Origin of the sequence: Sphingopyxis sp. BSNA05 (genome assembly GCF_013265645.1) — a bacterium.
Classification (GTDB): domain Bacteria; phylum Pseudomonadota; class Alphaproteobacteria; order Sphingomonadales; family Sphingomonadaceae; genus Parasphingorhabdus.
Genome location: NZ_PYIA01000077.1, coordinates 59,724 through 84,040 on the forward strand (window position 1 = coordinate 59,724; position 24,317 = coordinate 84,040).

Annotated in this window: 29 protein-coding genes and 3 pseudogenes; 10 read left to right on the forward strand and 22 right to left on the reverse strand. The window is 58.6% G+C overall.

Translation table 11 applies throughout. The annotated features are described in order from the left end of the window. Nucleotides 1–47: 47 nt before the first annotated feature. The 12 genes and pseudogenes from C8024_RS08795 to C8024_RS08850 all read right to left on the reverse strand — a co-directional run bounded on the left by C8024_RS08795 (nt 48) and on the right by C8024_RS08850 (nt 10,610). Entirely contained in the window at nt 48–1,283 is a 1,236-nt protein-coding gene (locus C8024_RS08795; RefSeq protein WP_173204192.1) for a hypothetical protein, read from the reverse strand. An 86-nt stretch (nt 1,284–1,369) separates the two neighbouring features. Further along, nucleotides 1,370–3,238 (reverse strand): ABC transporter ATP-binding protein, encoded by a 1,869-nt coding sequence (locus C8024_RS08800; protein WP_173204194.1) that lies wholly within the window; start codon nt 3,236–3,238, stop codon nt 1,370–1,372. Continuing rightward, nucleotides 3,235–3,435, reverse strand: a complete 201-nt coding sequence (locus tag C8024_RS08805; RefSeq protein WP_173204196.1) for a hypothetical protein — start codon at nt 3,433–3,435, stop codon at nt 3,235–3,237. The genes C8024_RS08800 and C8024_RS08805 overlap by 4 nt, the downstream gene beginning before the upstream one ends. A gap of 65 nt (nt 3,436–3,500) precedes the next feature. Continuing rightward, nucleotides 3,501–4,232, reverse strand: a complete 732-nt coding sequence (locus tag C8024_RS08810; RefSeq protein ID WP_173204198.1) for a hypothetical protein — start codon at nt 4,230–4,232, stop codon at nt 3,501–3,503. 45 nt (nt 4,233–4,277) lie between these two features. Further along, on the reverse strand, nt 4,278–5,381 hold the full coding sequence (locus C8024_RS08815; protein ID WP_173204200.1) for a hypothetical protein: 1,104 nt from the start codon (nt 5,379–5,381) through the stop codon (nt 4,278–4,280). Next, nucleotides 5,372–5,557: a hypothetical protein gene (locus C8024_RS08820; RefSeq protein WP_173204202.1), complete on the reverse strand. Its 186-nt coding sequence runs from the start codon at nt 5,555–5,557 to the stop codon at nt 5,372–5,374. Before C8024_RS08820 ends, C8024_RS08815 begins: the two co-directional genes overlap by 10 nt. Before the next feature lie 20 nt (nt 5,558–5,577). Continuing rightward, the gene (locus C8024_RS08825) at nt 5,578–6,135 is read right to left on the reverse strand and encodes a glycosyltransferase family 2 protein (protein ID WP_173204204.1); all 558 of its coding nucleotides are present in this window, start codon (nt 6,133–6,135) and stop codon (nt 5,578–5,580) included. A gap of 132 nt (nt 6,136–6,267) precedes the next feature. Further along, complete coding sequence (locus C8024_RS08830) at nt 6,268–6,963, reverse strand: sulfotransferase family 2 domain-containing protein (protein WP_173204206.1); 696 nt, start codon at nt 6,961–6,963, stop codon at nt 6,268–6,270. Nucleotides 6,964–7,048: 85 nt separating this feature from the next. Further along, the gene (locus C8024_RS08835) at nt 7,049–7,759 is read right to left on the reverse strand and encodes a sulfotransferase (protein ID WP_173204208.1); all 711 of its coding nucleotides are present in this window, start codon (nt 7,757–7,759) and stop codon (nt 7,049–7,051) included. Nucleotides 7,760–7,761: 2 nt separating this feature from the next. Continuing rightward, nucleotides 7,762–8,765, reverse strand: a pseudogene (locus tag C8024_RS08840) (SDR family NAD(P)-dependent oxidoreductase). Then, nucleotides 8,762–10,066 (reverse strand): UDP-glucose/GDP-mannose dehydrogenase family protein, encoded by a 1,305-nt coding sequence (locus C8024_RS08845; RefSeq protein WP_173204210.1) that lies wholly within the window; start codon nt 10,064–10,066, stop codon nt 8,762–8,764. The pseudogene C8024_RS08840 and the gene C8024_RS08845 overlap by 4 nt, the downstream one beginning before the upstream one ends. Nucleotides 10,067–10,232: 166 nt before the next feature. After that, complete coding sequence (locus C8024_RS08850) at nt 10,233–10,610, reverse strand: MarR family EPS-associated transcriptional regulator (RefSeq protein WP_173204212.1); 378 nt, start codon at nt 10,608–10,610, stop codon at nt 10,233–10,235. A gap of 453 nt (nt 10,611–11,063) precedes the next feature. Here C8024_RS08850 and C8024_RS23215 point away from each other — a divergent pair, with 453 nt between their 5' ends. The 7 genes and pseudogenes from C8024_RS23215 to C8024_RS08870 all read left to right on the forward strand — a co-directional run bounded on the left by C8024_RS23215 (nt 11,064) and on the right by C8024_RS08870 (nt 15,423). Then, a complete protein-coding gene (locus C8024_RS23215; protein ID WP_217272103.1) occupies nt 11,064–11,303 on the forward strand; it encodes a transcription termination/antitermination NusG family protein in 240 nt (79 codons plus the stop codon). Next, on the forward strand, nt 11,303–11,521 hold the full coding sequence (locus tag C8024_RS20195; protein ID WP_217272104.1) for a KOW motif-containing protein: 219 nt from the start codon (nt 11,303–11,305) through the stop codon (nt 11,519–11,521). Before C8024_RS23215 ends, C8024_RS20195 begins: the two co-directional genes overlap by 1 nt. A 171-nt stretch (nt 11,522–11,692) precedes the next feature. Beyond that, complete coding sequence (locus C8024_RS08860; protein ID WP_367947241.1) at nt 11,693–13,243, forward strand: toll/interleukin-1 receptor domain-containing protein; 1,551 nt, start codon at nt 11,693–11,695, stop codon at nt 13,241–13,243. Between the two features lie 151 nt (nt 13,244–13,394). After that, nucleotides 13,395–13,880: a hypothetical protein gene (locus C8024_RS08865; protein ID WP_173204215.1), complete on the forward strand. Its 486-nt coding sequence runs from the start codon at nt 13,395–13,397 to the stop codon at nt 13,878–13,880. Beyond that, nucleotides 13,844–13,936: a hypothetical protein gene (locus C8024_RS23220; protein WP_367947242.1), complete on the forward strand. Its 93-nt coding sequence runs from the start codon at nt 13,844–13,846 to the stop codon at nt 13,934–13,936. Before C8024_RS08865 ends, C8024_RS23220 begins: the two co-directional genes overlap by 37 nt. Then, nucleotides 13,937–14,185 (forward strand): annotated as a pseudogene (locus C8024_RS23225) (tetratricopeptide repeat-containing protein); the annotation flags it as partial. Nucleotides 14,186–14,247: 62 nt separating this feature from the next. Continuing rightward, a complete protein-coding gene (locus C8024_RS08870) occupies nt 14,248–15,423 on the forward strand; it encodes a hypothetical protein (protein WP_217272105.1) in 1,176 nt (391 codons plus the stop codon). A gap of 10 nt (nt 15,424–15,433) precedes the next feature. Here C8024_RS08870 and C8024_RS08875 read toward each other — a convergent pair whose 3' ends face one another. Genes C8024_RS08875 through C8024_RS08890 form a run of 6 tightly spaced genes read right to left on the reverse strand, consistent with a single transcriptional unit; the run spans nt 15,434 to nt 19,130 of the window. Next, complete coding sequence (locus tag C8024_RS08875) at nt 15,434–16,162, reverse strand: Crp/Fnr family transcriptional regulator (RefSeq protein ID WP_173204220.1); 729 nt, start codon at nt 16,160–16,162, stop codon at nt 15,434–15,436. Further along, nucleotides 16,099–16,914: a TIGR03084 family metal-binding protein gene (locus C8024_RS08880; RefSeq protein WP_217272106.1), complete on the reverse strand. Its 816-nt coding sequence runs from the start codon at nt 16,912–16,914 to the stop codon at nt 16,099–16,101. The genes C8024_RS08875 and C8024_RS08880 overlap by 64 nt, the downstream gene beginning before the upstream one ends. A gap of 14 nt (nt 16,915–16,928) precedes the next feature. Then, nucleotides 16,929–17,087: a hypothetical protein gene (locus C8024_RS20200; protein WP_217272107.1), complete on the reverse strand. Its 159-nt coding sequence runs from the start codon at nt 17,085–17,087 to the stop codon at nt 16,929–16,931. Continuing rightward, nucleotides 17,057–18,304, reverse strand: a complete 1,248-nt coding sequence (locus tag C8024_RS08885) for an acyclic terpene utilization AtuA family protein (RefSeq protein ID WP_367947243.1) — start codon at nt 18,302–18,304, stop codon at nt 17,057–17,059. The genes C8024_RS20200 and C8024_RS08885 overlap by 31 nt, the downstream gene beginning before the upstream one ends. After that, on the reverse strand, nt 18,265–18,735 hold the full coding sequence (locus C8024_RS20205) for an acyclic terpene utilization AtuA family protein (RefSeq protein WP_217272108.1): 471 nt from the start codon (nt 18,733–18,735) through the stop codon (nt 18,265–18,267). The genes C8024_RS08885 and C8024_RS20205 overlap by 40 nt, the downstream gene beginning before the upstream one ends. Before the next feature lie 5 nt (nt 18,736–18,740). Beyond that, a complete protein-coding gene (locus C8024_RS08890; RefSeq protein ID WP_100093217.1) occupies nt 18,741–19,130 on the reverse strand; it encodes a VOC family protein in 390 nt (129 codons plus the stop codon). A 145-nt stretch (nt 19,131–19,275) separates the two neighbouring features. Between C8024_RS08890 and C8024_RS08895 the strand changes: the two genes are divergently transcribed. Both C8024_RS08895 and C8024_RS08900 read left to right on the forward strand, forming a co-directional pair. Next, nucleotides 19,276–20,079, forward strand: coding sequence for an SDR family oxidoreductase (locus tag C8024_RS08895; protein ID WP_217272109.1), 804 nt, complete (start codon nt 19,276–19,278; stop codon nt 20,077–20,079). A gap of 111 nt (nt 20,080–20,190) precedes the next feature. Then, nucleotides 20,191–21,123 (forward strand): SDR family oxidoreductase, encoded by a 933-nt coding sequence (locus C8024_RS08900; RefSeq protein ID WP_173204222.1) that lies wholly within the window; start codon nt 20,191–20,193, stop codon nt 21,121–21,123. Nucleotides 21,124–21,224: 101 nt separating this feature from the next. Here the strand turns inward: C8024_RS08900 and C8024_RS21415 are convergent, their stop codons facing one another. Then, complete coding sequence (locus tag C8024_RS21415) at nt 21,225–21,722, reverse strand: HupE/UreJ family protein (RefSeq protein ID WP_367947239.1); 498 nt, start codon at nt 21,720–21,722, stop codon at nt 21,225–21,227. A gap of 9 nt (nt 21,723–21,731) precedes the next feature. Here C8024_RS21415 and C8024_RS21420 point away from each other — a divergent pair, with 9 nt between their 5' ends. Then, the gene (locus tag C8024_RS21420) at nt 21,732–22,097 is read left to right on the forward strand and encodes a hypothetical protein (protein WP_254305744.1); all 366 of its coding nucleotides are present in this window, start codon (nt 21,732–21,734) and stop codon (nt 22,095–22,097) included. Between the two features lie 112 nt (nt 22,098–22,209). On the opposite strand, the gene C8024_RS08910 is transcribed toward C8024_RS21420, so the two are convergent. From C8024_RS08910 to C8024_RS08920, 3 genes and pseudogenes are all read right to left on the reverse strand, one after another. Further along, entirely contained in the window at nt 22,210–22,749 is a 540-nt protein-coding gene (locus tag C8024_RS08910; RefSeq protein WP_173204224.1) for a peptidyl-prolyl cis-trans isomerase, read from the reverse strand. Then, complete coding sequence (locus C8024_RS08915; RefSeq protein WP_217272110.1) at nt 22,746–23,009, reverse strand: hypothetical protein; 264 nt, start codon at nt 23,007–23,009, stop codon at nt 22,746–22,748. Before C8024_RS08915 ends, C8024_RS08910 begins: the two co-directional genes overlap by 4 nt. 106 nt (nt 23,010–23,115) lie before the next feature. Further along, nucleotides 23,116–24,218, reverse strand: a pseudogene (locus C8024_RS08920) (DUF3604 domain-containing protein). Nucleotides 24,219–24,317 lie beyond the last annotated feature (99 nt).

Genomic DNA, 24,317 nt, shown 5'->3' on the forward strand with positions numbered 1-24,317 from the left:
CGGCAGGACGATATTGGAGGTCCAGAGAACGGATATGGGCTTTCCGCTCATGCCGGAGATACCCTTCTGGTCGCCGAAGCGGCGCGGCGGCGCAGTTGATGCCCGTTCACATATTCTCTGGTCATCGCGCAGGCAACCGGGAACATGATGAACAGCACTACCCCGACCGCCATCGTCACGCTGTTCAACAAGGGAAACAGGATCATGACAGCCAACACGCCGCCGGTCATGCTGAGCATGCCGGGCAGCTGCCGCAGCATCCTGATCGGGAGATAGAGCAGTAGCCCGATGTAAAGCATGCCGAAGAACAGGCCGCGCTGGGCAAAATAGTCCAGATAGGCAGAATGATTGCCGACGCCGCGGTCTCCCAAAACCCCGAAGACCGGGTTCTCGAGGAAGGAATTGATGCTGCGGAAATAGCGCTCGGTCCGGTCAGCCACTGTCCCTTGGGAGCCTCCGGCATCCAGCGAGAGCTGGAGATCGCGCAGCTTGTGGACGAAATTCGTTCCGTCGGTCATCGGGATCAACAGGTTGATGATATCCTGCAGGAATAGCTGCCCCAGGATCACCAAGAAAAGGGCTACCAGCGGTGCCATCAGCAGGATCCAGGGACGGGGCCGCAGATACATCAGCGAAACAACCGAGGTTGCCACCATTACAATCACGGCGATCGTAAAGCCGGCGCGCAGGACCACGATAGCAATCAGTCCCAGCATGATCGGCGGCAACAGACGAAATGCGCGCGGGAACGCCCGCAGGAACCGCGGTGCCGATGACATATCGAACTGGCGCCAGCGAAAGGTCATCAGTATCAGGATGGGGATCAGGACGAGCGAGGAATAGATCAGCGAATATCCTCCGACACCTTGCTGCATCAGTTCCATCGCCTCTTCCGACGAGCGGACCACGGTCCTCGCGGCATGATCCCCGAATGTTTCGAAGCCGCGAAGGGTGCTGATCCACCAGACCGGCAGCGTCAGCATCATCGTCCAGAAAACCGGCTCAAGGCTCTTCGGATCGTTCCGGCGGCTCTCGTAAATGATCAGCAGAGTCAGCAGGATATACATCTGAATATGGGACACCAGTTCCCATTCACCGAGCGCATACCAGAGCACCAGATCATAGACGATGAACACTCCCGCCCCCAGGACTGGCCATGTTGGCCGGAGAAAAATTCCGTTGCTGCGCACGATTTCCAGCAAGCCCCAGGAGACGATGGCAAGCAACGCCACTGCCCGTGCGAGCGGATTGGCAGTTAGCGGCGGCTCATGATCCACAGGCACAGGATCGCCAGCGCGAAATTCTGCAGGCTGATAATATTTAGCTTCATGACAGATCGAGACTCATATGGATTGGACCGGCATCTTCATCAATCGGACTTCTGGGCAACGAGATCACGAAAATCCGGGCTGTCGCGAAGATTCTCTTCCCAGCTGCCCGAAGCGACGATACGTCCCTGTTTCATGACGATGATCCGGTCGCAGGATTTTACTGTCGTCAGCCGGTGCGCGATGACCAGCAGCGTCTTTTCGCCGGGAAGGGCATCGATCGCGGTAACCAGCTCGCCTTCGGTCACTGAGTCCAGCGCGCTGGTGGCTTCGTCGAAGACGATCAGATCGGCGTCGCGGTAGAGCGCCCGGGCAATACCGATCCGCTGCCGCTGCCCGCCGGAAAGACGGACGCCATTTTCGCCGATCGGGGTGTCATATCCCTGTGGCATCTCGCCGACGATGAAATCGTGCAACTGCGCGATCCGGGCCGCCTCCTCTATTCTGCTCTGGTCGGCATGGCCGGATTTTGCGCCAAGGGCGATATTCTCGGCCACTGTCGCGTCGGACAGAAAGATATGCTGCGGAACATAACCGATGGCTTTCTGCCAGATCCTGACATCTTCGCCGGCGAGCCGGACGCCATCAATCAGTACATCTCCGTCTCGTGGACGCAGCAAGCCGAGGACAAGATCGGCCAGCGTGCTCTTGCCCGCACCGGTTGTCCCGACGATGCCGATGCGCTGCCCTTTCAGGATTTTCAGGTTGATCCCGTTCAGAGCCAGGCCATCGGCGGTGGGATAGGCAAAATGCACGTCGCGCAGTTCCAGAGACTCGCTCAGCCGTATGGAGCGGGAAGAGGGCTTGACCTTCATGGCGGGATCGACGGGCATGATCATGTCCGCATGTACGCTCGAAACGGCCGCCGCACCGAATTTCATCACGCTGATCGACCGGTAAATCTTCTGGACTTCCGGCATCAGCCTTTGCGCGCCGAGCGCCATGATTCCCAGTTCCGGGAGGACCCCAGTCAGCAATCCGCCGTTGATCAGGGTTTCCTGATCAAAATATACCAGCGGCAGCAGGATGATCGCAACGAAGATTACGGCTTCCACCATGTAGCGTGGCGCCGAGTTGATCACATTTGCGCGGGACTGGGTCAGTGCCGCTTCGTTTGAGAAGCGGCTGTAATTGGAAAGGTAGAATTTCTCCGTGCCGGCAATCTTGATATCCTTGATGCCGCTGAGCGCTTCCCGCGATATCCGGTAGCGTTCACTATTGGCTTTCACACGGCTGACGCCCATCCGGCCCAATATGGTGCGGCTGAACAGATAGACTATGGCATAGGAAACGACGATCACGGCAAGGGCGATCAGCGTGATCATCGGAGCCAGCGCCATAAGCACGATGATGACGGAGAAAGTACCCAGCACGCCAGCCGTCAATTCTGCGGCAGGCCGAAAATATTGCTGCACAACCTCGCGGGTCTCGTTCAATATCCCCTTTGCCATATCCCCGGTATTGCGACCGAGGAAAAAGGTCATGGGTTGCGACATGAAAACTTCGAGCAACCGCACGCTGATCGTATGAATTCGCATCTGCGTGAATCGTTCGATCATGTAGACGCGCACCACCTGAAGCGCGGCGTTGGTCACAAGCAGGGCAATTGTCGCGCCGCCGAGTAAAAGGATGAAGGTAAATTCAGGGGGGGAACCGACCAGCTGATAGCCCCATTGCAGCCAGGCATTGGTCTGGATCACGTCGGGGCGGGTCAACACCAGCAGAAACGGATAGACCGATGCAACGCTGAGCGCCAGTGTCACGGAAGAGACAAGGAATATCGCCAGTACGATGAAGGCATTACGCTGCTCACGAGGTGTGAGCAGGGAAAAGGCAAGGCGCAACGGCCTTTCCCGGGCAAGCGCGCCGTCGGCAGGGGATGCTGTTATCTGTTCGCCCGATTTGTTCATTTGCTTTCTCCGGCACGTTTCTGCAACCGCAAACCCAGCTGCTCAATTCCATGGCCCAAAGTGTGAAGGACTGCGCCGCCGGTGCCATGGCGCTGCTGTCTCCGGCGCCACAGAGCCCGCCAGCGGGCCGAGCGCGTCAGGCGTATCGTGCCGTCCAGCGCGATTGCATCAGTGCCCGAGAAGGGCAAGTAGCGCACAGTCAGATCCTCGGCTCCTGCATAGTCCTGTAGAATCTGTTCAACTGTATCGGGCGTGAATTCATCTATCGGGCATGGCGTTTTTCTTCGATCCCCTGCGCCTCGAACCTTTCGGCAAAGGGACGATGCGCGATGTCGATGCGGACCGCACCTGTCGCCTTCAATCCTTCAGCCAGACCCGCAATTGCAACGGCAAAATCGTGGTCAGCGGCAGCGCGTTCGCGCATCTTGGGCAGCAGCTCGTTGAGCAAATGGCTATGTTTCTGGGCATGGGTATAGCATTTGCGGAAAATATCGCGGTTGTTTTGCCCGAAATCATGAAGACCGACGACATAGGGCACCCGTGTCCACGGATAACCCCGCGCCTTCATCCCTTCCATCGCCGTCGTTTCCGGTCGGAGCGACTGGCCTTCCTCGGGGATCAGCTCAATCATCTCGGGCAACAGGGACGTACGGAACAGATGATTGCCCGCTTCGCGAAGCGTTACAAAAAGCTTGTCCAGCACCACACCCTGTAGTTCAAATACCTCTGGTGGTTGCTGCATCGCCTGTCGCATCATCGCCGCTATCGATCCCGGGCGCATGATCACATCGGCATCGATACAGAAGGTCCACTCGCGGCCGGCAGCAATGCCTGCCTCGAACCCCACGCGCATTGCCTTGGAAAAGGGCGCTTCGCGCACGGTTATGATCTGGGCATCATCCACTCCCTGTGCACGGATTGACTCCCGGCAAGCTGCTTGGGTGCGTTCGCCGACAGTCCGGATGATCATGGTCACGGCGTTCAAATCACTCATCGCGCGCGTTCCTGAGAATATTGAGGTGACGGAAATAGATTTGGCTCATCGGGAAACTCTCCGGAACAGGTTCCGTATCCCGTCTTTGATCCGGGTGATCGGGATGTCCACTCTGGACGAATCGCCTTGCTCGGCGGCGTGGGCAAGAAGCCTCAACGCCGCTGTCTGGTCATTGGCGAGAAACCGCGACAAAGGATCGGTCTCGGCAAGGTTGAGATTCCGGGCGCCGCTGTCGGCAAGCCCCCGGTCAATTTCCGTCCGGTTGTAAAGCGCGGGTTCGTCGAACTGGAAGCCGAATTCCTCTCGCAAGGCCAGAGCTTCGTTGTGCCATGCATCCAATATCAGCCAGCGAACCGCAGGGTTGACGGTAACCCTGCGCAGCGGGAGCGATTGGCCAAGCGCCGCTTCGGCCTCCGCCAGACGCGCGCGCCAGGCCCGTGACCGTTCGACATGGCTGCCCACATTCCCGGCGGGTTTGTTCATCAGCACCGCCTGCAACGCGATGCAGCCTTCACCGGTCAGGCTCACATTGGCGTTTCGCTCCGGTAGCGACACGGCCGAGGTCAGCCCTTCTTGTACCGATTCGAGAAAATCCGTGCGAATGTCGCCCACTTTGGCAAGATCCCGCAGTCGCACGGTGCCGATAGCCTTCCAGCGCATCAGCCGGGAATGCCATGCCAAGCTGGCCGGCAGGCGTACTTTAGATGTCCACCCAAGCCTCTGGGATGCTTTGGATTCGTGATTGGGGACGGGTGCCCGCAAATAGGCAACGGATGTTGGCGATACACCTGGCGCGATTCGTTCCAGCCAAGCACGTAACGTATCAAAATCGTCGATCGACAGGAAATTTTCGGCCGACAGGATCAATGTTTCCGGATTGTGCTTTGCCACCTGATCGGCAACCGATTGCCATGCTGCTTCGGTCTTGCGCATCACTGCGGCCGGGTCATTGCCGTTGCGCCTAAGGTCGATGTCGCGCATCGCCTCCGGTACGTGCAGGCCGGAGGCAAGGTCAGCATGATGCGCGCCCCTCCCGATAGCAGGATGTAAAATGCCATGTTCCAGCAGCTGGCTTCGGTTGGCCTTGAGAGCCACCTGCAGACTGCTCGATCCCGCCTTGGGCGTGCCGATATGAATGATCAGCCGCATTCCGCCCTCCGCATTCTGCCTGTTCTACGGGCCAGTTTCTTGAGCAACCGGGGGTTGATCAGCCGGAAAAATTCTCGCGACAGACCCTTATATCCTAGAAGACTGCGATATTTCCAGCTGAAGAGGAGCTTATAATGCCGCGCCTGATGCGCCCGCTCTCCGTCATGCTCACGCATGATCGCGACGGCATCCGGCGCTATCGCGATTTTTCGTCTGCTCTCAAAATTTCCAGCACCAGGGCCTTGTCCTCAGATGTTCGAAGTCGCTCGTCGAATCCGCCCACTTCCCAGAACAGCCTTTTTTCGATCAGCAGATTTGTTCCGGTAGTCCCCGGATTGCGGTGAAGCAATACCGGGATCGTCAAAGTTTGCGGAGTGGCGCATTTGAATTGTTCGATCCGATTCTGTCGGAAAGTGTCGAGCCGACCACAGACGCAGCGTGCGTTTTTGGCATGCAGCGCAGTCCATGTCTTGCGCAGAAAATTGCCATCCCACCAGTCATCATCGTCAAGAAAAGCGAAATGGGTCCCGCTTGCTTTGGCTGCCCCGAAATTGCGTGCGCGCGACGGGCCGATGCGCTTTGGCAGGCGATAAAGCGTCACTTGGTCAGGCAGGGATTCACGGTCGATACCGAAGGTGCCGTTGTCGACCACGATCACCTCATGCGGCGGCAGGCTCTGGACCATAGCCGACTCGATGGCTTTGTGCAGAAATGCAGCCGGTCGGTTGCAGGTCGGGATGATTACGGAAATCATGACCAGCAAAGTCCGCTACTTTGGTTCGTCGGTTCCGGTTTAACCTGAAAATCATCTGACATGATCATTCGCCGAACCTGTATCCGAAAGCCACGATTTCTTTCTCATAGAGTCTTTCCACTATCTCGCGAGTTAAAGAGGTGTGAAACTCGGTATAGTTTTGGACCGGGCCGAACGTTGTGATGATTTTGCTTTCGTGATGATCCCCTCAAACGCTATTCCCGCTTCCTTAAGCCCTGTTTCCAACGCGTGTGGGAGTTGCTCATAGCGATAGACCGCGTCGACTGCTATTTCGTCGTCAATCGTATAAATCGGCCAGTTCGAATGGATGTCGAGTGGCACTATCCCGTCGAGCGAATCGGAACGCTCCAAAGCCTGCATATAGCTCTCGAATGATGGCGGGTTCGATACGCCACTTGTCCGCCAGTAATAATCCGAAACGACCAGATCATAGGGGTTGCGAACCACGCAGAATTTGAAGAATTTGCTCCATTCGACCGGAAAGGTCGTCTGCATGACCTGAGCTGTCACATGCTGCGGCTTTTTTCCTATCGTCCGCGAGAAACGCTTTTTCGCATGTTTCGAGACAGCTGCCGCATATTGCTTTGTGCCTTTGATCCTGTTTACGACAAGGTCGACGGGATTTTCCCGGAACGCAGCCGCGACAACACGGCGCGGCGGGCTAATCCCCAGATCCATGGCCTCCTCGATGCCGCCCACGAAAATGTCTTTCGGGCCCAGATTTCGCGCGAGCGAGACGGCAATCGAACTGCCCGCTGTCTTGCGGCAGTGCATAAAAATATACTGATGTTCGTAGCTCAGGATCACAAGATTACTTTCAGGCTATCGCGAAATTCGGAATTGGCCCATCTGCACCGCACGCGCGATGACGAGCGGCTGGTGCAACCGCCCATCAGCCCTTGCCCTGCGTGGAAGCATTCAACGGTTGCCACAGGCGGCGATCCAATTTGAAATGTGGCCGCATCATCTCGATCACCGGATCAATGGCGCTGCCACTCTGCACCTTCCGGTCGATCGGCACATGAATGAAGCGCGGGTGACCGGCAAAGAAGGCCAGCGCGGCCTCGCGATGTTGCGCAAATTGCTTGCGCCACTTCGCTTCTGCTTCCTGCGCCGTTCCCCCGTGCACCGACAGATATCGTGGGAGAAAGTCATCCTTGAAACTCAGGCGCGAACCGACCCAGCGATCGACATCACGGTCATTCAGGATGAAATAGGCTTTCGGGAACAGGCGGGCATAGGTTTCGTAGAGATCATGTGCCTCATAATGTTCGTCATCCGTGAGATAAACAAAATCGGAATAGACCGTCCACCGGGACAGAAACGCCTTGAGCGCCTCATCGTCCCCGAGCCGGTCACGTATTTCCCTGGCCAGATACATGGAGCCGATACGGCAGTGAAGCGCTCGCAAACCGTTGCGATGAAAGAACCGGTGAAAGGAAGTGGTCGCGCACCGGTTGGGACCAATGATGAAAATCTTTATGTCCGGAAACCGGCTTTGTGCTCTTCGGTTGGTTAGAACATTCAGCCAGTTCGCCGTTTTTACATAGTCCCAGGCCCGCTTCAGATGCTTGCGCTCAAGAGTGATGGATCCAAGGCGCATGCTCAGTCTCCGTAAAAGTCGCGGTACCAGTTGACGAACTCGGCTACGCCTTCGCGGAACGGGGTTTGCGGACGGTAACCGGTCAACTGCTGCAGCACCCCGGCATCGGCCCAGGTGGCGGGCACATCACCGGTCTGCATCGGCATGTAATTGCGCACCGCCTTCTTGCCCACTTCATCCTCGATCGCTTCCACGAAATCCAGCAGGCGGATCTTGTCGGAATTACCGATATTGACCACCCGGAACGGAGCGGCGGGGGACAGGCTGTCGCCTTTGACCGCGGTTTCCGGTCCGCCCGGCACCGCGTCGATCAGCAGCCGGATCCCGCGCACAAGATCGGTGACATAGGTAAAGTCACGCCACATCTCGCCATTGTTGTAAATGTCGATCGGCGTGCCTTCCAATATGCCTTTGGTGAATTTGAACAAGGCCATGTCCGGGCGCCCCAGGGGCCATAGACCGTGAAGAAGCGGAACATCGTTGTCGGCATGTCGTAGATATGGGCGTAGGAATGGCCCATTGCCTCGTTCGCCTTCTTGGTCGCGGCATAGATGGTCAGCGGCGTGTCGGCTTTCTGCGTCTCGGCAAAAGGCATTTCGGTATTGGCACCATAAGCCGAACTGGTCGAGGCCATCAGCAGATGCTGCACCGGCACCGCGCGGGCAGCCTCCATGACGTTGAAGGTACCGACGATATTGGCGTCGATATAGGCGCGCGGATTTTCGAGGCTGTACCGGACCCCTGCCTGCGCCGCGAGATGCACGATGATATCCGGCGTGGCGGCCTGAACTGCAGCCTGCACGGCATCATTGTCTTCCAGCATGGCGTGAGTGAAAGTGAACTTCGGATGCTGGTTGAGCAGCGCGATCCGCCGTTCCTTCAGGCGGACGTCATAATAGTCGGTCATGCCGTCATAGCCGGCCACCGTCCAGCCTTCCTGGAGCAGCAGTTCGGCCAGATGAAAGCCGATGAACCCGCCGGTTCCGGTTATGAAGGCTGTCTTCATCGCCCGACCCCGACATATTGGGAGAAGCCGGCTGCCAGAACCGAATCACGATCATAGACATTGCGCAGATCGGCCATGACCGGGGACTTCATGCCCCCGGCGAGGCGCGCGAGGTCGAGCGCGCGAAATTCGTTCCACTCCGTCAGGATGACCACGATATCCGCATCGCTGGCCGTCTCATAGGCATCGTCAACCCAGGTGACGCCGGGCAACAGCGCCTCGCCTTCGCGCAACCCCTGTGGATCGCACACCCGGACATTGGCGCCGCCACCCACCAGTGCCGGAACGATCGTCAGCGACGGTGCATCGCGCATATCGTCGGTTTCGGGCTTGAATGTGACGCCCATGATGGCAACCGTCTTGCCGTTGACCGAGCCGCCACACAGGTCGAGCAGCTTGTCGATCATCCGGCGCTTGATCGATTCGTTCACCTCGATCACCGTCTCGGTGATGCGCTGGGGAACGCCATGCTCCTGTCCGATGCGCGCCAGCGCGCTGGTATCTTTCGGAAAACAGGAACCGCCATAGCCCGGGCCGGCGTGCAGGAACTTGTTGCCGATCCGGCCGTCCAGACCGATGCCCTTGGAGACCGACTTGACGTCGGCGCCAACCCGCTCGCACAGCGCCGCGATTTCGTTGATGAAGCTGATCTTCGTGGCGAGAAAGGCATTGGCGGCATATTTGATCATTTCTGCCGATTCCAGATCGGTATAGACGATCGGGAATTCGCGCAGGAAGAGCGGTCGGTAGATGTCACCCATGACCGATTTGGCGCGTTCGCTCTCGACGCCCACGACCACGCGGTCGGGTTTCATGAAATCGTCGATCGCGGCCCCTTCGCGGAGAAATTCGGGGTTCGAGGCGACATCAAACTCGGCTTGTGGATTGGCTTCCCGGATGACGGCCTCGACCTTGCGATTGGTGCCCACGGGTACCGTCGATTTGGTTACTACCACGGCATAGCCGGTCAGAGCCTTTGCGATATCCTCGGCCGCGGCTATGACATAGGTCAGATCGGCATGACCGTCGCCGCGCCGGGTCGGCGTCCCGACTGCGATGAACACCGCGTCTGCGCCATCAACCGCCGCGGCCAGATCCGTCGTGAAGCTCAACCGGCCGGCGGCCACATTGCGTTCCATGACCGCATCCAGACCGGGCTCGTAAATCGGAACTTCGCCGCGTTCGAGCTGAGCGATTTTCTCTGGCAGTTTGTCGACACAGACCACGTCATGGCCAAAATCCGAAAAACAGACGCCCGATACGAGTCCCACATAACCCGTGCCGATCATTGCAATTTTCATTGTCCGGTTATTCCCTTTGCTAGATAGTCAAATGCGGTTTGAGCGCCCCGGCTTGCGACCGGTGCGCCGATGTTGCTGTTGCCCAATGTGCGATAGAGCGCTTTGCGCGATTGCGGGCAATTATTTTCCCGATCGGCGCTGCTTGTGACAATTTCATGATGTCCAGTCATTTACTTTTTACGCCATCGCGAAAGCCGGGCAATTGGGCCTCGGGCAATTCTGCGGTCAGGCTTTCGATTTCGGCCTTGAGCGCCTCATGTTCTTCGATTTTCCGCAGCAGGAACCGGCGCGTCATCGTCGCCTTTTCGGCGATACCTTTGAGCGTCAGCTTGTAGGCATAGCGGCGCTTGTCTTCTGCAGCGGTGAAATTTCCCAGTTTTACCAGACCTTTCTCGATCAGCGCGTTCAGCACATAATGTATGGCGCCGACACTGACGCCGACAGCTTCAGCCATTTCCCGCTGCGACATTTCGGGGTTCTCGTCGAGAAGACGAAGCACGCGAAACCGCGTGTCTTCCTGAAGCTTGCTGCGTTTGCTTGTCATATAATCAGGCTGATTTTTCTCAGGCTACCGCACCAGGCCTGCCCACCGGGCAGCTGGCGATAGAAAAACTCGATGGAAAGAACAGAATCTCCATCGTTCATTCTTGAGCGATAGCATGATGCTGCGGTTGCTAACAAGACCTAAAGTGAAATTGCCGGATGGCCTTGTCATGGCTGAGCGGTTGGAACGGCCGGGCTTGCTGATCCACGATCGTCGCGTTCGATATCCCCAATTTTGCCCGAAAGTCAATTGCCTGGCGACCCCCTTTTCATCAGTTACGGGAATCCGGCATAGCCGCAGCAAAAAAGGGGATTGCCTTCTCGAACGGCTTTTGCAAAAGCCCCTTGCATCCGCTCAAGTTTGAGCGATCGAGGAAGGTGAGGGTTTCAGGAGGTTGGACATGCTATGCCCGGATCGTGAGATCAGCTGGTTTCTGGCTCAGCTTAAACCGAATTGCGCCAATATCGCCGACAAAATCTCAGGCGGCAGGGCTTTGCGACCTTTCTCCCGACCGAAGAGCAAACGCTCCAGAAAAACGGCAAGTTCATCACCACGAGCCGGCCCCTTTTCCCCGGCTATATCTTTGTGGCTTTTGATATTGCCCACGGGCTCTGGCGACGGGTCAAATCGACCTATGGTATCGCCCAGCTGGTCAATTTCGGGGAAAACCGGCGGCGGTACCGACCGATCTGATGACCCAGTTGATGCGCAGCTGTGATGCCAGCGGAAAATTGCTGCCACCCCGGACTTTGCAGCCTGGCGACCAGGTCACCCTGACCAGAGGGCCTTTCGCCAATTTCACCGCCGAGGTTGTCAAGGTCGCGCCCGACCGGCGCGTCTGGGTCCTTATGGAAATCATGGGCGCCAGGACGAAGGTCGCGATCGGAGCGGATCAGTTGCGCACGGTCTGAATTCCACCGCCGGCAAGCCGCCTCCATCGACGAAATATGGCGCGGATCTTAATTCGTGACAGCGCCCCGCAAACGCGATATCCTTCCACCGGAAGCAATCGGGCAAATGTCGTCTGAACATTCGATCGCGGGGCAAAATTGGGAGATGCAGGGAAATCTGATCCGCAAGCGGTGCGTTTTCGCGCCTTTGTCAGCTACAGCCATGCCGATGCCGCGATCGCGCAAAAGCTCCACCGGAAAATCGAGACATACCGCCTGCCGCAACATTTGCGGGACCGGGAGAGTGAAGATGCGGACAATGGCCGTCTCGGGCGGATTTTTCGCGACCGTGAGGACCTGCCGGCGGCCGAGGATCTTTCGGAATCGGTGAAGCAGGCGCTGGCGGGGTCCGAGGCGCTGATCATCATCTGCTCGCCCGATGCCAGGGGGTCGAAATGGGTCGCCCGCGAAATCGAACTGTTCCGGGCGCTGAACCCCGGCCGACCGGTGCTGGCGGCGCTGGTACGGGGTGAACCGGAGGAGTCTTTCCCTCCGCCCTTGCTGGACGGTGCCGAGCCGCTGGCGGCGGACCTGCGCAAGGAGGGAGACGGCTGGCGGCTGGGTTTTCTGAAGATCGTCGCGGGCATCGCCGGTGTCCCGCTCGACGCGCTGGTCCAGCGCGATGCCTCCCGCCGCATCCGCCGCGTGATGGCGGTCACGGGTGGCGCGCTGGTCGCGCTGCTAGCGATGATCGGGATGACGATATTCGCACTCCAGTCGCGCAACGAGGCGCAGCGCCAGCAGGCCGAAGCCGAGGGGCTGGTCGAATATATGCTGACCGATCTACGGACCGAACTGAAGGGCGTCGGCCGGCTCGACGTGATGACCAAGGTCAACGAACGGGCGATGGACTATTATGAGGACCAGGGCGACCTGTCCGACATGCCCGCCGAGAGTCTGGAGCGGCGTGCGCGGATTTTGCACGCGATGGGCGAGGATGACGAAAAGCGCGGCGATCTCGACAAGGCGCTGGCGAAATTCACAGAGGCGCACCGGGTGACGGAGGCGTTGCTGGCTAGGGATCCGGATAATCCGGACCGGATTTTCGGACATGCGCAGAGTGAATATTGGGTTGGGTATGTTGCGTATTTGAAGAAGGATTGGGAGACGACAGAGAGATATTGGCAGGGTTACAAGACACTCGCTGTTCGATTGATCCATATTGATATCGCAAATCCCAAATGGTTGAAAGAAGCCGGATACGCCGAGGGGAATTTGTGCACTCTTGGTCTTGATTCGGGAAAAGACCGTAAACAAACCTTGTTTCGCTGCCGAAAGGCATTGAAGGCCATGGCGAGTTTGCTGGCCCGACAGCCTGACAAAATCGAATTGCGCATGGATGTTGCAAATCGTCACGCGTGGGTGGGTGGCGCGCTGATTGATCTCGGGCAGGCAAAGGACGCGCTCGCTGAATTTATGGCCCAGGAACACATCTTGCGACAACTCATAAGCCAGCGGCAGGGAGACAGTGTATTGCAGGAGCAGCAAATGCGCTCGACTTATGTTATCGCAAAATTATTGCTCGAATTGAACAGGCAAAAACAAGCAGACGAGTTTATTGACCGATCGAGAATGTTGGCAATGCAGCTCGCCAACAATGACCCAGCAAACAAGAAATGGAAAATTTACCTCACAAAAATTACGAATTTGTCTAAATCACGAGGAGCGAGCGATGAGCAATAAGAAAGTCAAACGATCAAAAAGTGGTAAGCGGCAGCAACAGGAGCAGCAAGAGCCCTTTTTTCCGTTCCAATATTATTCGATGTTGTAGCATTAAAAAATCGGACCCAGCCAAGCAGCCTGAATACGCGATTTTTGCGAGCTTGATTTAGATGTGTCCAATTCAATTTTAGGCTATCGCTATTCTCAGATCACGCATGTTGATTTGAGCAACAAAACTCAATTTAACAATCTGCTACAAAAGTTTGCCGCCTTTAAACCCTTGGGACTGAGCACTTCCGTAAAGGAACATAGTCCTTGTCCTTCTGGCTTGTCGCTTTCTATTGGAGGAAATCAGCAGGCTGGTGGCAAAGCAGAGCTGGCCCATGTGGTCATGAGATTGTCATCAAAATATCGCTGGCGCTTTACCGAGCAGTATAAAGACGGAAACAGGCCGCCTTTTGGTGCGCCTTCAGAGTATACACCGGCGGTGCTTTCCGATCCCATTAGAGTTGCCAGCGACGGCACGACTTGGATGATAGACACCATTTTGGAAGTTGTTTGGTTGCCCGATTCATTGCAGATCCGCGAAATCTGGGAGCTAGTGAGCGATGCAGATTTAATATCAATCTCGACGTTTTGGACGGACGCGAGCGTGTGATACCTATCATCATCGATCCGGACGTTGGCTATCCTGGCGGAAATGGCGGCGGATAATTGACGCCACTCACCCAAATTCTCGCCATAGCCCGTGCGGGCAACCCTGCGCGGGCGTGGGCATTGTTCCAGTCTTCCGGTTGGGATGCGCGCCTTGATGACCGAAAAGCGCTTACCCTAAAAGGCCGTCTGCTCAAGGATCAGGCGAAGGCTTCCGCTGGCGCCGAGCGTGCCCGGCTTTATGGGGAGGCGGCCGAGGCTTATGCGGCGGCTGCGGCGCTGGAGCGGGATAGCTATCCGTTGATCAATGCCGCCGCGCTGGCGCTGCTGGGGGCAAGCCGGAGCGGGCGCGGTCGCTGGCGCGGGAAACGTTGGCGTTGCTCGATAGCGATCCGGAGCAGGGCGAAAATGCCTATTGGCGCGCGGCTACCCGGGCGGAGGCCTTGCTGTTACTGGGCGATGAAACCGGTGCCCGCGCGGCGCTGGCCGACGGGATCGGGAAACTGCCCCGGGCCTGGGAAGATCATGCCGCGACCATAGGCCAGTTTGAGCTGATCCTTGCCGAGCAGGACAAGGACGCCGCCTGGCTCGACCGGCACCGGCCGCCGTCCAGCCTCTATTTCAGTGGTATCATCGGGCTCGACGAGACAGACCCGACCATCCGGCAGGATATCTATGCGATAATCGCACGCGAACAGCCGGGCTTCGGCTTTGGCGCGCTGGCGGCGGGGGCGGACATATTGATCGCAGAGGCGCTGCACGAGGCGGGTGCAGAGCTGCATGTGATCTTGCCCTATCCAGTGGACCGCTTTCGTGAATTGTCGGTCGCGCCTTTTGGGGGCCATTGGCTCGCCCGCTTTGACGCGCTGGTCGAGGCGGCAGCCCGGCTCGATGTGCTGGCCGAACTGCCCGACGAGGAAGAACGGTCGATCGGGGTCGCTGTGGAACTGGCCGATCTGGTGGCCATGGGCCAGTGCGTCCGCAACGCCGGAGTGCTGAAGAGCCGGCCCAAGGCGCTAACAATCACCGGCATTGGCGATGCACCGCGCAACCAGCATCTGGTCTGGGCCGAGACCGGTCACGATCAATTTGCCATTTCCGTTGCCCGCAAGGCCGATCACCAATCGATCACCGCGCTCTCGGCCAAGGAGACCAGAGAGGTTGCCGCGATTCTCTGGGTGGATGGTCTTGACCGGGACGCGCTGTCACAGTTTCCCGAAGTTGCCCGCGCGTTTCAGCCTGCCGGCGATGGCCAGTACCGGGTTTCAACCAATATTGCGGAACTGCTGGCGACCGGCCGGTCGCTGTTGCAGCACAATAGCGACAGCCGGATCAGCCTGCTGATCGATATCATGGATCCGCAAAGGCCTGCGGCTTCGCTACTGGAACAGGCCGGTGACATGGCGCGCGCTTCGGGCGGTGGAGCCCTCCTGACCGATTATAAATCCGCGATGGTCCTGACGCTTGAACCGGGCAGGCATGCGGTCGAGGAGATCGGCGAATTGCAGGCTGCGCACGGTCCGCTGTCTCTATGGTCCCTCACCTGAGCGGCGCAGTTCAGACCACCAGTTCCTCGAGCAGGCCGCGCGACAGGATTTCCAGCCGCTGCTCGTCGCGCCGGATGATCCCGCGCCGTTCCAGCGCGTTGATCGCCCGCGAACCGGTTTCGCGCGTGGTCTGGGCGGACAAGGCCAGCGCCGCGATCACCGGCGGCGGTATTATTTCACCTTCCTCCCCGGCTTCGTGCAGCAATTCGGCATAGACGCGGCCATTGGCGGTCAGGGTGATGCGTGCCGCCATCCGGTCGAGCACCGCATTATATTGCCGCCCCAATATTCTCGACAGGCCGCTGCCCAGCCGGGCATCCTCCTGCAACAGGGCGGTCATTTTTGCGGTGGGGATTTCGAGGACCGAGAGCCGGTTCTGCACCACGATATCGGAAATAACGACCCGCTCGTGCGGATAGGCACCGAATAGTTCGCCGGGGCCATGGGCGGCGAGCAATTTGGTCTGGCCATCGATGCCGATGATCTGCAGCTGCGCCCGGCCTTCGAGCACGATCCACAGCTTCGCCCCGAGATCGCCCTGATGGGCGAGAATGTCCTTGTGATGATAATGGACCAGCCGGGTCGCCGCATCGACCTTCGCGGCTTCTTCCGGCGAACAGGAAAAAACGCGGCAAGGGCGGCGATACGGTCGCTGGTGGTCATCATTTCCTCCATTCAGCCGGTGGCAACACTCCGCGTCCCTTTTGCCGGCGGGTTTTCCGGACCGCCAGCGAAACATTGCGCGATTTCCATCCACTGGCGGGCTGTGTCGCCGACCGTCTCGAGCGCAGTGTCGTCGATATTGCGGGTCTGGGTCACGACCTGCGAGAATTCCACCGCGCTGCCTCTTACCATATTATCCTCTTGCGGGTCATTCCATTCCCAGACAGCCCCCGATGGTGCGGTCAGCTGGACGAAGGGTTTCGGTGCGGGCGGTTCCTGACGGCGATTGCGGAAGGTCCAGCCATAGGTGGTGACGCCGAGATGGGCGATATTGCGGATGCGGTCGCCATCCTGCCGTTGCTGCCCCAATATGTCGAATATCTCCTGCCCGTGCGACCATGTTTCCATCTGGCGGGCGATGACTTTGGAGCGCGTAGTCATGTCCGGTCCGGCCCAGCCTACACGATGCTCGGGATCGGCATCACCATAAGCGGCGGCGAGCTTCGGATAATAATCGCAATAGGCGTCGAACAGCGCCTTGCCACGAATCCCGCCGGCATGCTTGTCCAGCCATTCATATTGTACATCGATATGGCCCTTGCCGGTCTTGAAGGCGGCCATCATGTCGTGAAGAAACTGCTTGAAGGCATCCGGATCCTGCAGGGTCATCAATGCCGCCGCGTTCCAGATATGCAGATGGCCGATGACATCCTCTATCGTCCAGCTCTTGAACTGGGTGACTTTGGCAAAAACATCATCACCCGCATCGGCGAGCACGGCTGCCAGCGTGTCGCTTTCGTCCTTGAAATCCCGGGCTTCCTGCATCATCGATTGCGTCCTTTTCAATTCAGTTTCTGAGCGAGTTCCGCCGGTATGGTGACCGGATGGGCAAGCAATATCTGGCCATAGCCTTTGCCCTGCGCGTCATTTCTGATGCTCGCAACACCGCCGCCGCCGAGCACCGCGTCGATCAGGAAGTTGATCGCGTGTGAGCCGGGCATATAATATTTTTCGATTTTCGCCGCCTTGGCACCACCCTCGATGAAATGGGCGAAACGCCTGGCAACCGAGTCTGGCGTGAGTGCCGCCCAGATATAGGGCAGATAGCTACATCGCGCGCGATAACGCCTATATTGGCCTTGTTGCCTTTGTCGCCGGAGCGGGCCCAGGCGAGCTGGACCAGCGGAACGGTGACCGGATCAGCCGGTTCACCCGGGGATTGCGGCGGCTGCGGACGCATGATGGCGTCGGGGTCAAAAGCCTGACCTTCGGCGTCCTCAAACGCAATTGTCTTGCCGTCGACATCAATCGTGACGGTCACGGCATCTTTCGGCGTGAGATAGGAGAACAGCCGCACCACGGGCGACGGTTTTGCGCGTGCACCGGAAAAGCTGCCCAGTCCCGGTGGCGTTGCAAGGCCCAGTCCGGTCAGTTCGCGCAGCAGGATGCCGATCGCCGCGGCTTCGCTATGCTTGGCGGCGATTTTTGCGACCACTTCGCGCGGCTCATGGCCGGACGCATAATCGCCAAACTGGCTTTCCGCGCCGATCAGCTCGACGCTGGTTTCGCTATAGTCGCCGAGATTATGGCCGCGCAGGATTTTGTTGGCGCGGATGAAGACATTGTCGCAGAATTTCTGCGCCTTGCGGGCGGCGTCAAAGCCGTAGAAACTGATATAGGTGCCGCCGCGAAAGCCTTCGCCATAGGTCAGGCAGGTCTTGTAATGATCCGGAGCCGGATAGCCCTTTGCAGGCGAGACGCGGACCATATCCGGACCGGTATGGGTGATTTCTACATCAGAGAAATCGCACACAACATCGGGCAACATATAGGCTTGCGGATCGCCGATTTCATAGAGCATCTGCTCCGACACCGTGCCGACCGTCACGCAGCCGCCGGTGCCTTCGGGCTTGCTGACGGTGAAGGAGCCGTCGGAAGAAACCGTGCCGATAGGATAGCCGATATTGGAAATGTCGCCGGCGTCTTCCCAGTCGGTATAATTGCCGCCGGTCGCTTGCGGCCCGCATTCGAGCAGATGGCCTGCGAGGCTGCCGCTCGCGAGCAGATCATGGTCGCTCGCCGACCAGCCGAACTCGTGGATACAGGCACCAAGCGTCACCGCGCTGTCGACGCAGCGGCCGGTGATCACGATATCCGCGCCCTCGGCGAGAGCCTTGGCTATCGGGAAAGCGCCGAGATAGGCGTTGATGCTGGCAATTTTTCCTTGTCCGGAAAAGCTGCGCCGGTGAACATCTCGGCAGGTGCAGCGGCAGCGATGGCATCCCGTTCGCCCAGCAGATTATCGCCGGTGATGACCGCGACCTTGAGGTCCAGGCCCTGTTCCTTGATCAAAGCGCGCGCTGCCTCGCCGCAAGAGGCCGGATTGACCCCGCCGGCATTGGCAATGACTTTTACGCCTTGCGCGGCAATGGCCTTCGCGTGCGGCTTCAGGACCGCGCTGATGAAATCGCCGGCAAAGCCTGCTGCGGAATCCTTGGCATGCGCACGCGCCATGATCGACATGGTTATCTCGGCGAGATAATCATAGACCAGATAATCCACGCCCGCACCGAGCAGCTGCGGAGTGGCCATGGCGCTTTCGCCCCAGAAACCACTCGCGCCGCCAATGCGGATAGTCTTGTCCGCCATATATCTTAGCCCATCCGGTGCAGGGCGCAGAGCTTGTTGCCGTCCGGGTCGCGCAGATAGGCGAGATAGAGGCTGCCCATGCCGCCGGTGCGAACGCCGGGAGGATCCTCGATGGACGTGCCGCCATTCTCGAGGCCGGCTTTGTGCCAGGCATCGGCCTGTTCCGGAGAATCGCAGGCGAAGCCGACGGTGCCGCCATTGGCCGCGCAGGCTTCCTGTCCGTCAATCGGTTCCGACACCGAGAATATCGAGCCATTGTGCATGTAGAATAGCCGGGTCGTTCCGTCCTTGACATCAACCGCCGGTTCGCCTGCCCCGAGTGTCGCCAGAAGGGCGTTGTAGAATTTTTTCGACCGTTCGATGTCGTTCGAACCGACCATGATATGACTGAACATTATCTTCTCCTGCTTTTCATTCTTGTTACACTGCAACCAGCGCCTGCGATCGTGCCCTGTTTGCTTGTTCCGGACCAGAGATTTGGACCAGCGCGGGTCTATTGCCAATCTTGCCTTGTTCTAGCCGCTTCGCATCTTTAAGCGAGTGATTAATTTATTCAAGCGGGACAAGATCAAAATGATATTGCAGGACAAGATTATCGTTATCACCGGCGGCGCAAGCGGTATCGGAGCGGCTATGGCGCGGCGCTTTGCAGCGGAAGGGGCCAGAAAAGTCATTTGCGCCGACCGTGATCTTGCGGGTGCCCAAGCCGTCGCCGACGAAATCGGCGGCGTGGCGATCAAAACCGATGTGTCACTGGCCGAAGATATCAGCCATCTGATCGAAACGGTGGAGGCCGATATCGGTCCGATCGACCTTTTCGTTTCCAATGCCGGGATCATCACCGGCGGCGGTGTCGAAGTCGAGGACGCGGACTGGCAGAATATCTGGGAGATTAATGTATTGTCCCATATCCAGGCCGCACGGATATTGGTGCCGAAAATGCTGGAACGGGGCGGCGGCTATCTGCTCAACACCGCTTCGGCGGCCGGGCTGCTGGCGCAAATCGGTTCTGCGCCTTATTCGGTGACCAAACATGCCGCGGTGAGTTTTGCCGAATGGCTGGCGATCACCCATGGTGCCGAGGGGCTGAAGGTTTCGGTCCTCTGCCCGCAGGGCGTCGATACGCCGATGATTGCCGGGGTCGACACATCCACCGTCGCCAAGGACGGGATTGTCTCGCCGGAACATGTTGCAGATATGTGCGTCGAGGCCATCGGCGACGAACGCTTCCTCATTCTCCCCCATCCGGTGGTCGGGGATTATGTCAAGCAGAAGGGGGCCGATCCCGAGCGCTGGATATCCGGGATGCAGCGCTGGCAGGCGATGCTGGCGAAACAGGGGTGACCAAACAGGCTTCCTGAATCGGCCCTAACATTATTGTCCTGACAAAATGGAGCATTGGGGCTCCGCATATTCGCCTCTAGCGTTGCTGCAAATGCAACAGGAGAGAGAATCATGGCATTGGTATCAGTCGTGGGCGCAACCGGTCGGCAAGGCCTTGCACAAATACGGCAACTGGCAGCAGCGGGTCACAAGGTCCGCGCTTTGTCACGCAGCGAGAATCCTGATCTGGGAGGCACCAATGCAGCGGATGAATGCCGCAAGATTGATCTCACCGATGAATCGACCTGGGTTCCTGCTTTTGAAGGGTCGGACGCGGTGTTCTACACGCATCCGCTGCAGGCGCGCGAAGATCGTGCAACCATGGTTGGCAAGGTTGCGGCTGCGGCCAAGGAAGCCGGCACAGAGCGTTTTGTCTGGAACACGTCGAGCTGGATCCCCGAGCGTCCGGGTGACCCGTTCACCTATGGCAACAACACTATCGCGGTAAACGAGATTTTCCGTTCGGGCATGCCGGCAACCGTGTTCGGTTCGGTCCTGTTCATGGACAATCTGCTGACCAACTGGGCGCGGCCGTTCATTGTTGACGAAAAACGCTATGTCTATCCGCACAACGCCGACCTTCAGGCCAACTGGATCAGCCTCGACGATGTCGGGAAATGCATGGTTGCGGCGATGGATCGTCCGGACTTCGAAGGCTCCTGGCTCAACATCGGCGGACCCCAGCGCCTGAGACCGCCGGAAGTGGCCGAGACCCTGTCGCGCGTGTTCGGTCATGAAATCAAATATGATCCGTGTACACCGAAGGAATTCGGGGACTATCTGGTTGAAGCCTTTGGCGACGATGTGCCGCCGGAAAACCGCGAAACCATGGCTGCGGGGATCACCGCATTCTACGAATATAACAACAATAACGTCACACGGCCGTTTGAAGTGGACACGGACTTCATGCAGCAGCGTCTGCCGGAAGTTGAATTCGAGACGCTAGAAGAATGGGCTGCCCGGCAGGACTGGTCGGAAGACGCGCACCGTCCGCCTGCGGGATAATTCGTCTCTCCGAAATATTGTCTGAATGAATATACCGGCCTTTGCCCCGATTAGCGGGGTGAAGGCCGGACTCTATCCGGGCCCGTCACGACAAACGATGGTCAGGCGACCATCCGCTCGACGAACCAGTAGGTAGAGATGATCCCGATGCCATAGGCCGTGACGGTTTTCGCCGGCTGCAGCCATTCGATCCGGAACTTCCGCAAGGCGTAGAGCAGAGCCAGAGCGACGGCGACAATCGCCAGCTGGCCGATTTCGACGCCCAGATTGAAGGTCAGCAAGGCGAGCGGCACATCGCCTTCCGGCAGGCCGATTTCGGCGAGGGCACCGGCGAAACCGAAACCGTGGAGCAGACCGAAGAGAAAGGCGACGATCCACGGGAAGCGTTCCGACAGGCGTCGGTCATCGGGCTTGGCTTTCACCACCTCGACCGCCAGAAAGATGATCGACAGCGCAATAACCGCTTCGACCGGTTGCGATGGCAGCGATAGCCAGCCGAGCGTTGTCCCCACCAACGTGATGCTATGCGCGACCGTGAAGGCGGTGACGGTCTTGGCGACCAGCCAGCCGCCCTTGAGCAGCAGCACCAGCGCCAGCACGAAAAACAGATGGTCGAAGCCGAGCAGGATATGCTCGACCCCGATGATCGTATAGGTCGCTGCGACATTGGATATGATCGAGGCTTCGCCAGAACGGCAACCGGCTCGTCCGGGGTCAGGCGCAGCGTCTGCATGGCGCTGTTGATCGGGGCAATGCGAACCAGCGCATCGGTGGTCGACAGTTCCAGTCCTTTCAGACCGATGCTCTCGCCCTGCAGCGATCCGTCGCAGTGCAGCGAAAGTCGGGTGAGAATATTGCTGCCGGCAAATTCGCGCTGGGGTTCGGCTTCGGCTTTGCAGTTGGCGGGAAGGATGACTTCGCCGCTATGGCCCAGACGTGAATTGGCCGAGGCTTTCCACAGTAGCGACCATTGACCCGGCGCCTGTTCGGTCAGCTCGATATAGGCCGGACGCAGTTCGTCGGCGCGGGCGCTGTTCGGGGATAGAGCGAGCCCGAAACAGACCCACAGGACGGCGAACCAGCGGTTCATGGACGGCCAGCCACCGTTACTTCATATTGTGTCCGGTAAGCGGCAAGCGCTTCTTCTTTCTGCTTGGCCAGCTGGGTCGCGCGCCAGTCATTGACGACCTGTTGGCGGACGTCCGCCAGAACCGCTTTCTGTCCCGGCACCTTGGCGGAAATCTTGACCGCATGTGCGCCAAATCCTGAGATAAGGGGACCGCTCCAGACATCCGGTTCCAGCTTCTCCAGCTGTTCGGCAAAGCGGTCGCCGAACTGGCGGCCGATTTCCGCGCTGCTGGCGCGGGCGAGCGCACCCGGCCGGGAAAGCGGTTGCGCAAAGGCGGAGGGGCGCGCCCCGCCATTCAGCTGGTCGATCCGGTCGCGGGCGTCGGTTGCACTGATCTGCCCGAGGTAGATCTGCTCGAAATCATAGAGCGAGGGCAGGGCATATTTGCCGGGATTCTCGTCCATCCACTGCTGCAGGAGCGCATCGGTCGGTTCGGGAATCGCGCTGTCCTCGCCGTCGACAAAGCGCATCTTGGTGAACAGCCGGCGGCGGATCACCGGATCATTTTGTCCAGCCCCAGCCGCAAGGCTTCGCGATAGTAGATTTCCTCGGCGATCTCCTGATCGATCAGGGCGTCGAGTTCCGCCTGTGTCGGTGCGCGGCGGAAATTCTGGACCCATCCGGCCTTGAGCCGCTCGATATCGGTTTCGTCGATGCTGATGGTATATTCCGCCGGATCACGATTGCTGCCGGTGGCCCAGAAGAAAGCAAAGACGAGCAGCGCCCCACCGAGAAAATGGACCAACGGTTCTTTCAAAAAATTGCGCAACATATATCGGGTAACCCATTTAGTTCAGCCGCAGCATGGCGTAGAATTGCGGGGCCCGTCCACAGACAGGTCCCGGCTCGCTGGCCCGGAAAGCCTAGGCTTTTGGCGTGTACCAGATCGGCGAACTATAGGCGCGCTCCTGCTGGATCTTGATCACGTCATCGGGCAGCTTCAGGTTGAATTTCATTGCATCATAGACCGGCCAAGTCGGCGTCGGGATTTCCAGCACCCGCACATAATAAAATGCATTCTGCGCGGCATCGAAATCCGGGTCTTGCCAGAAGGTCACCAGTTCCGGCGCGCCGGTGGCATTGTCCCAGGTGCCTTTGACCAGATCCACCGTGTTGGGCACAGGGCTCAGCTTGCCATCGGCGCCGAGCTTGCGCTTTCCGGCATCGCTCCAGCTGACATTATAGATTTTTCCTGACTTTTGCCGGTTGCGTCAACCCAGCCCTTGATCACCTGGATCCGGTCGAGACTGGCGCTCTCCGGGTCCATAAGCGCGCTGATCAGGAATTTGGGTGCTTCGCCATCGCCGCCCGTCAGGTCGCCGCCCATCGGCACACCTTTGGTATAGCCGGCCTTGACCAGATCAGCGGTGTCGTCGGCAGAAAAATCAAAGCCGCCGAAGAAGCGGACCTGCATCCGCGGACCGGTTGTCGCATAGACTTCGCGGCGCATCATCGCGTCGAAAATGGCTTCGCGCGTGTTGCTGGTCGCCCAGACTGCGGCATAGCCGCTCGCCAGATAATGCCAGCCGAAACGGCCTTCGCGAGTGCCGAGATTTTGCGGGTCCAGGCCGCGCGCGCTGTTATTCGCCTCGTTGCCGCTGTGCTTGCCGAAGAAATTATTCTCGTCCGCCGTGGCCAGCGAGGTGTGGCTGTCGGTCGAACCGATCATGCCGAACTTGAACGGATTGGCGCCGATGGCAAGCGTCAGTTCCAGCCCGCGCTTCAGCGCTTCGCGGGCATAGCTGCCAGCATAGGTTTCGGGCGCCATATCCCGGGTGCAGCTCAAATTGCACTTGTCCCAGCCAGCGACACCGAAATTGGCGAATTCGTCATTCGGGGACAGAAATGGATGGGTTTCGCTGTCGCCCTTGATCTGGGTGACCTCGACGATCGGTTCGCGCAGTGCCCGTGTCTTCACATAGGCCGCGTCGATCGGACTGCCATCGAATTTGTTCATCGCGAACATCCGCCCGTTCGAGACATTGCTGTTGTGCGGAATCGCGAGCACTTTGCCGCCGGTTTTTCCTCATAGGCGGCCATATAGGCCCAGAGCTTTTCCGGGTCT

What these genes read in the sequence shown, in the direction of transcription:
- C8024_RS08800 (WP_173204194.1), bottom strand. Translation starts at nt 3,238, where the DNA reads ATGAACAAATCGGGCGAACAGATAACAGCATCCCCTGCCGACGGCGCG.
- C8024_RS08810 (WP_173204198.1), bottom strand. Translation starts at nt 4,232, where the DNA reads ATGAGTGATTTGAACGCCGTGACCATGATCATCCGGACTGTCGGCGAA.
- C8024_RS08815 (WP_173204200.1), bottom strand. Translation starts at nt 5,381, where the DNA reads ATGCGGCTGATCATTCATATCGGCACGCCCAAGGCGGGATCGAGCAGT.
- C8024_RS08820 (WP_173204202.1), bottom strand. Translation starts at nt 5,557, where the DNA reads ATGCGTGAGCATGACGGAGAGCGGGCGCATCAGGCGCGGCATTATAAG.
- C8024_RS08825 (WP_173204204.1), bottom strand. Translation starts at nt 6,135, where the DNA reads ATGATTTCCGTAATCATCCCGACCTGCAACCGACCGGCTGCATTTCTG.
- C8024_RS08835 (WP_173204208.1), bottom strand. Translation starts at nt 7,759, where the DNA reads ATGCGCCTTGGATCCATCACTCTTGAGCGCAAGCATCTGAAGCGGGCC.
- C8024_RS08845 (WP_173204210.1), bottom strand. Translation starts at nt 10,066, where the DNA reads ATGAAAATTGCAATGATCGGCACGGGTTATGTGGGACTCGTATCGGGC.
- C8024_RS08850 (WP_173204212.1), bottom strand. Translation starts at nt 10,610, where the DNA reads ATGACAAGCAAACGCAGCAAGCTTCAGGAAGACACGCGGTTTCGCGTG.
- C8024_RS20195 (WP_217272104.1), top strand. Translation starts at nt 11,303, where the DNA reads ATGACCCAGTTGATGCGCAGCTGTGATGCCAGCGGAAAATTGCTGCCA.
- C8024_RS08875 (WP_173204220.1), bottom strand. Translation starts at nt 16,162, where the DNA reads ATGTTTCGCTGGCGGTCCGGAAAACCCGCCGGCAAAAGGGACGCGGAG.
- C8024_RS08880 (WP_217272106.1), bottom strand. Translation starts at nt 16,914, where the DNA reads ATGATGCAGGAAGCCCGGGATTTCAAGGACGAAAGCGACACGCTGGCA.
- C8024_RS20200 (WP_217272107.1), bottom strand. Translation starts at nt 17,087, where the DNA reads ATGCCCGGCTCACACGCGATCAACTTCCTGATCGACGCGGTGCTCGGC.
- C8024_RS20205 (WP_217272108.1), bottom strand. Translation starts at nt 18,735, where the DNA reads ATGGCGGACAAGACTATCCGCATTGGCGGCGCGAGTGGTTTCTGGGGC.
- C8024_RS08890 (WP_100093217.1), bottom strand. Translation starts at nt 19,130, where the DNA reads ATGTTCAGTCATATCATGGTCGGTTCGAACGACATCGAACGGTCGAAA.
- C8024_RS08900 (WP_173204222.1), top strand. Translation starts at nt 20,191, where the DNA reads ATGGCATTGGTATCAGTCGTGGGCGCAACCGGTCGGCAAGGCCTTGCA.
- C8024_RS21420 (WP_254305744.1), top strand. Translation starts at nt 21,732, where the DNA reads ATGGTCGAAGCCGAGCAGGATATGCTCGACCCCGATGATCGTATAGGT.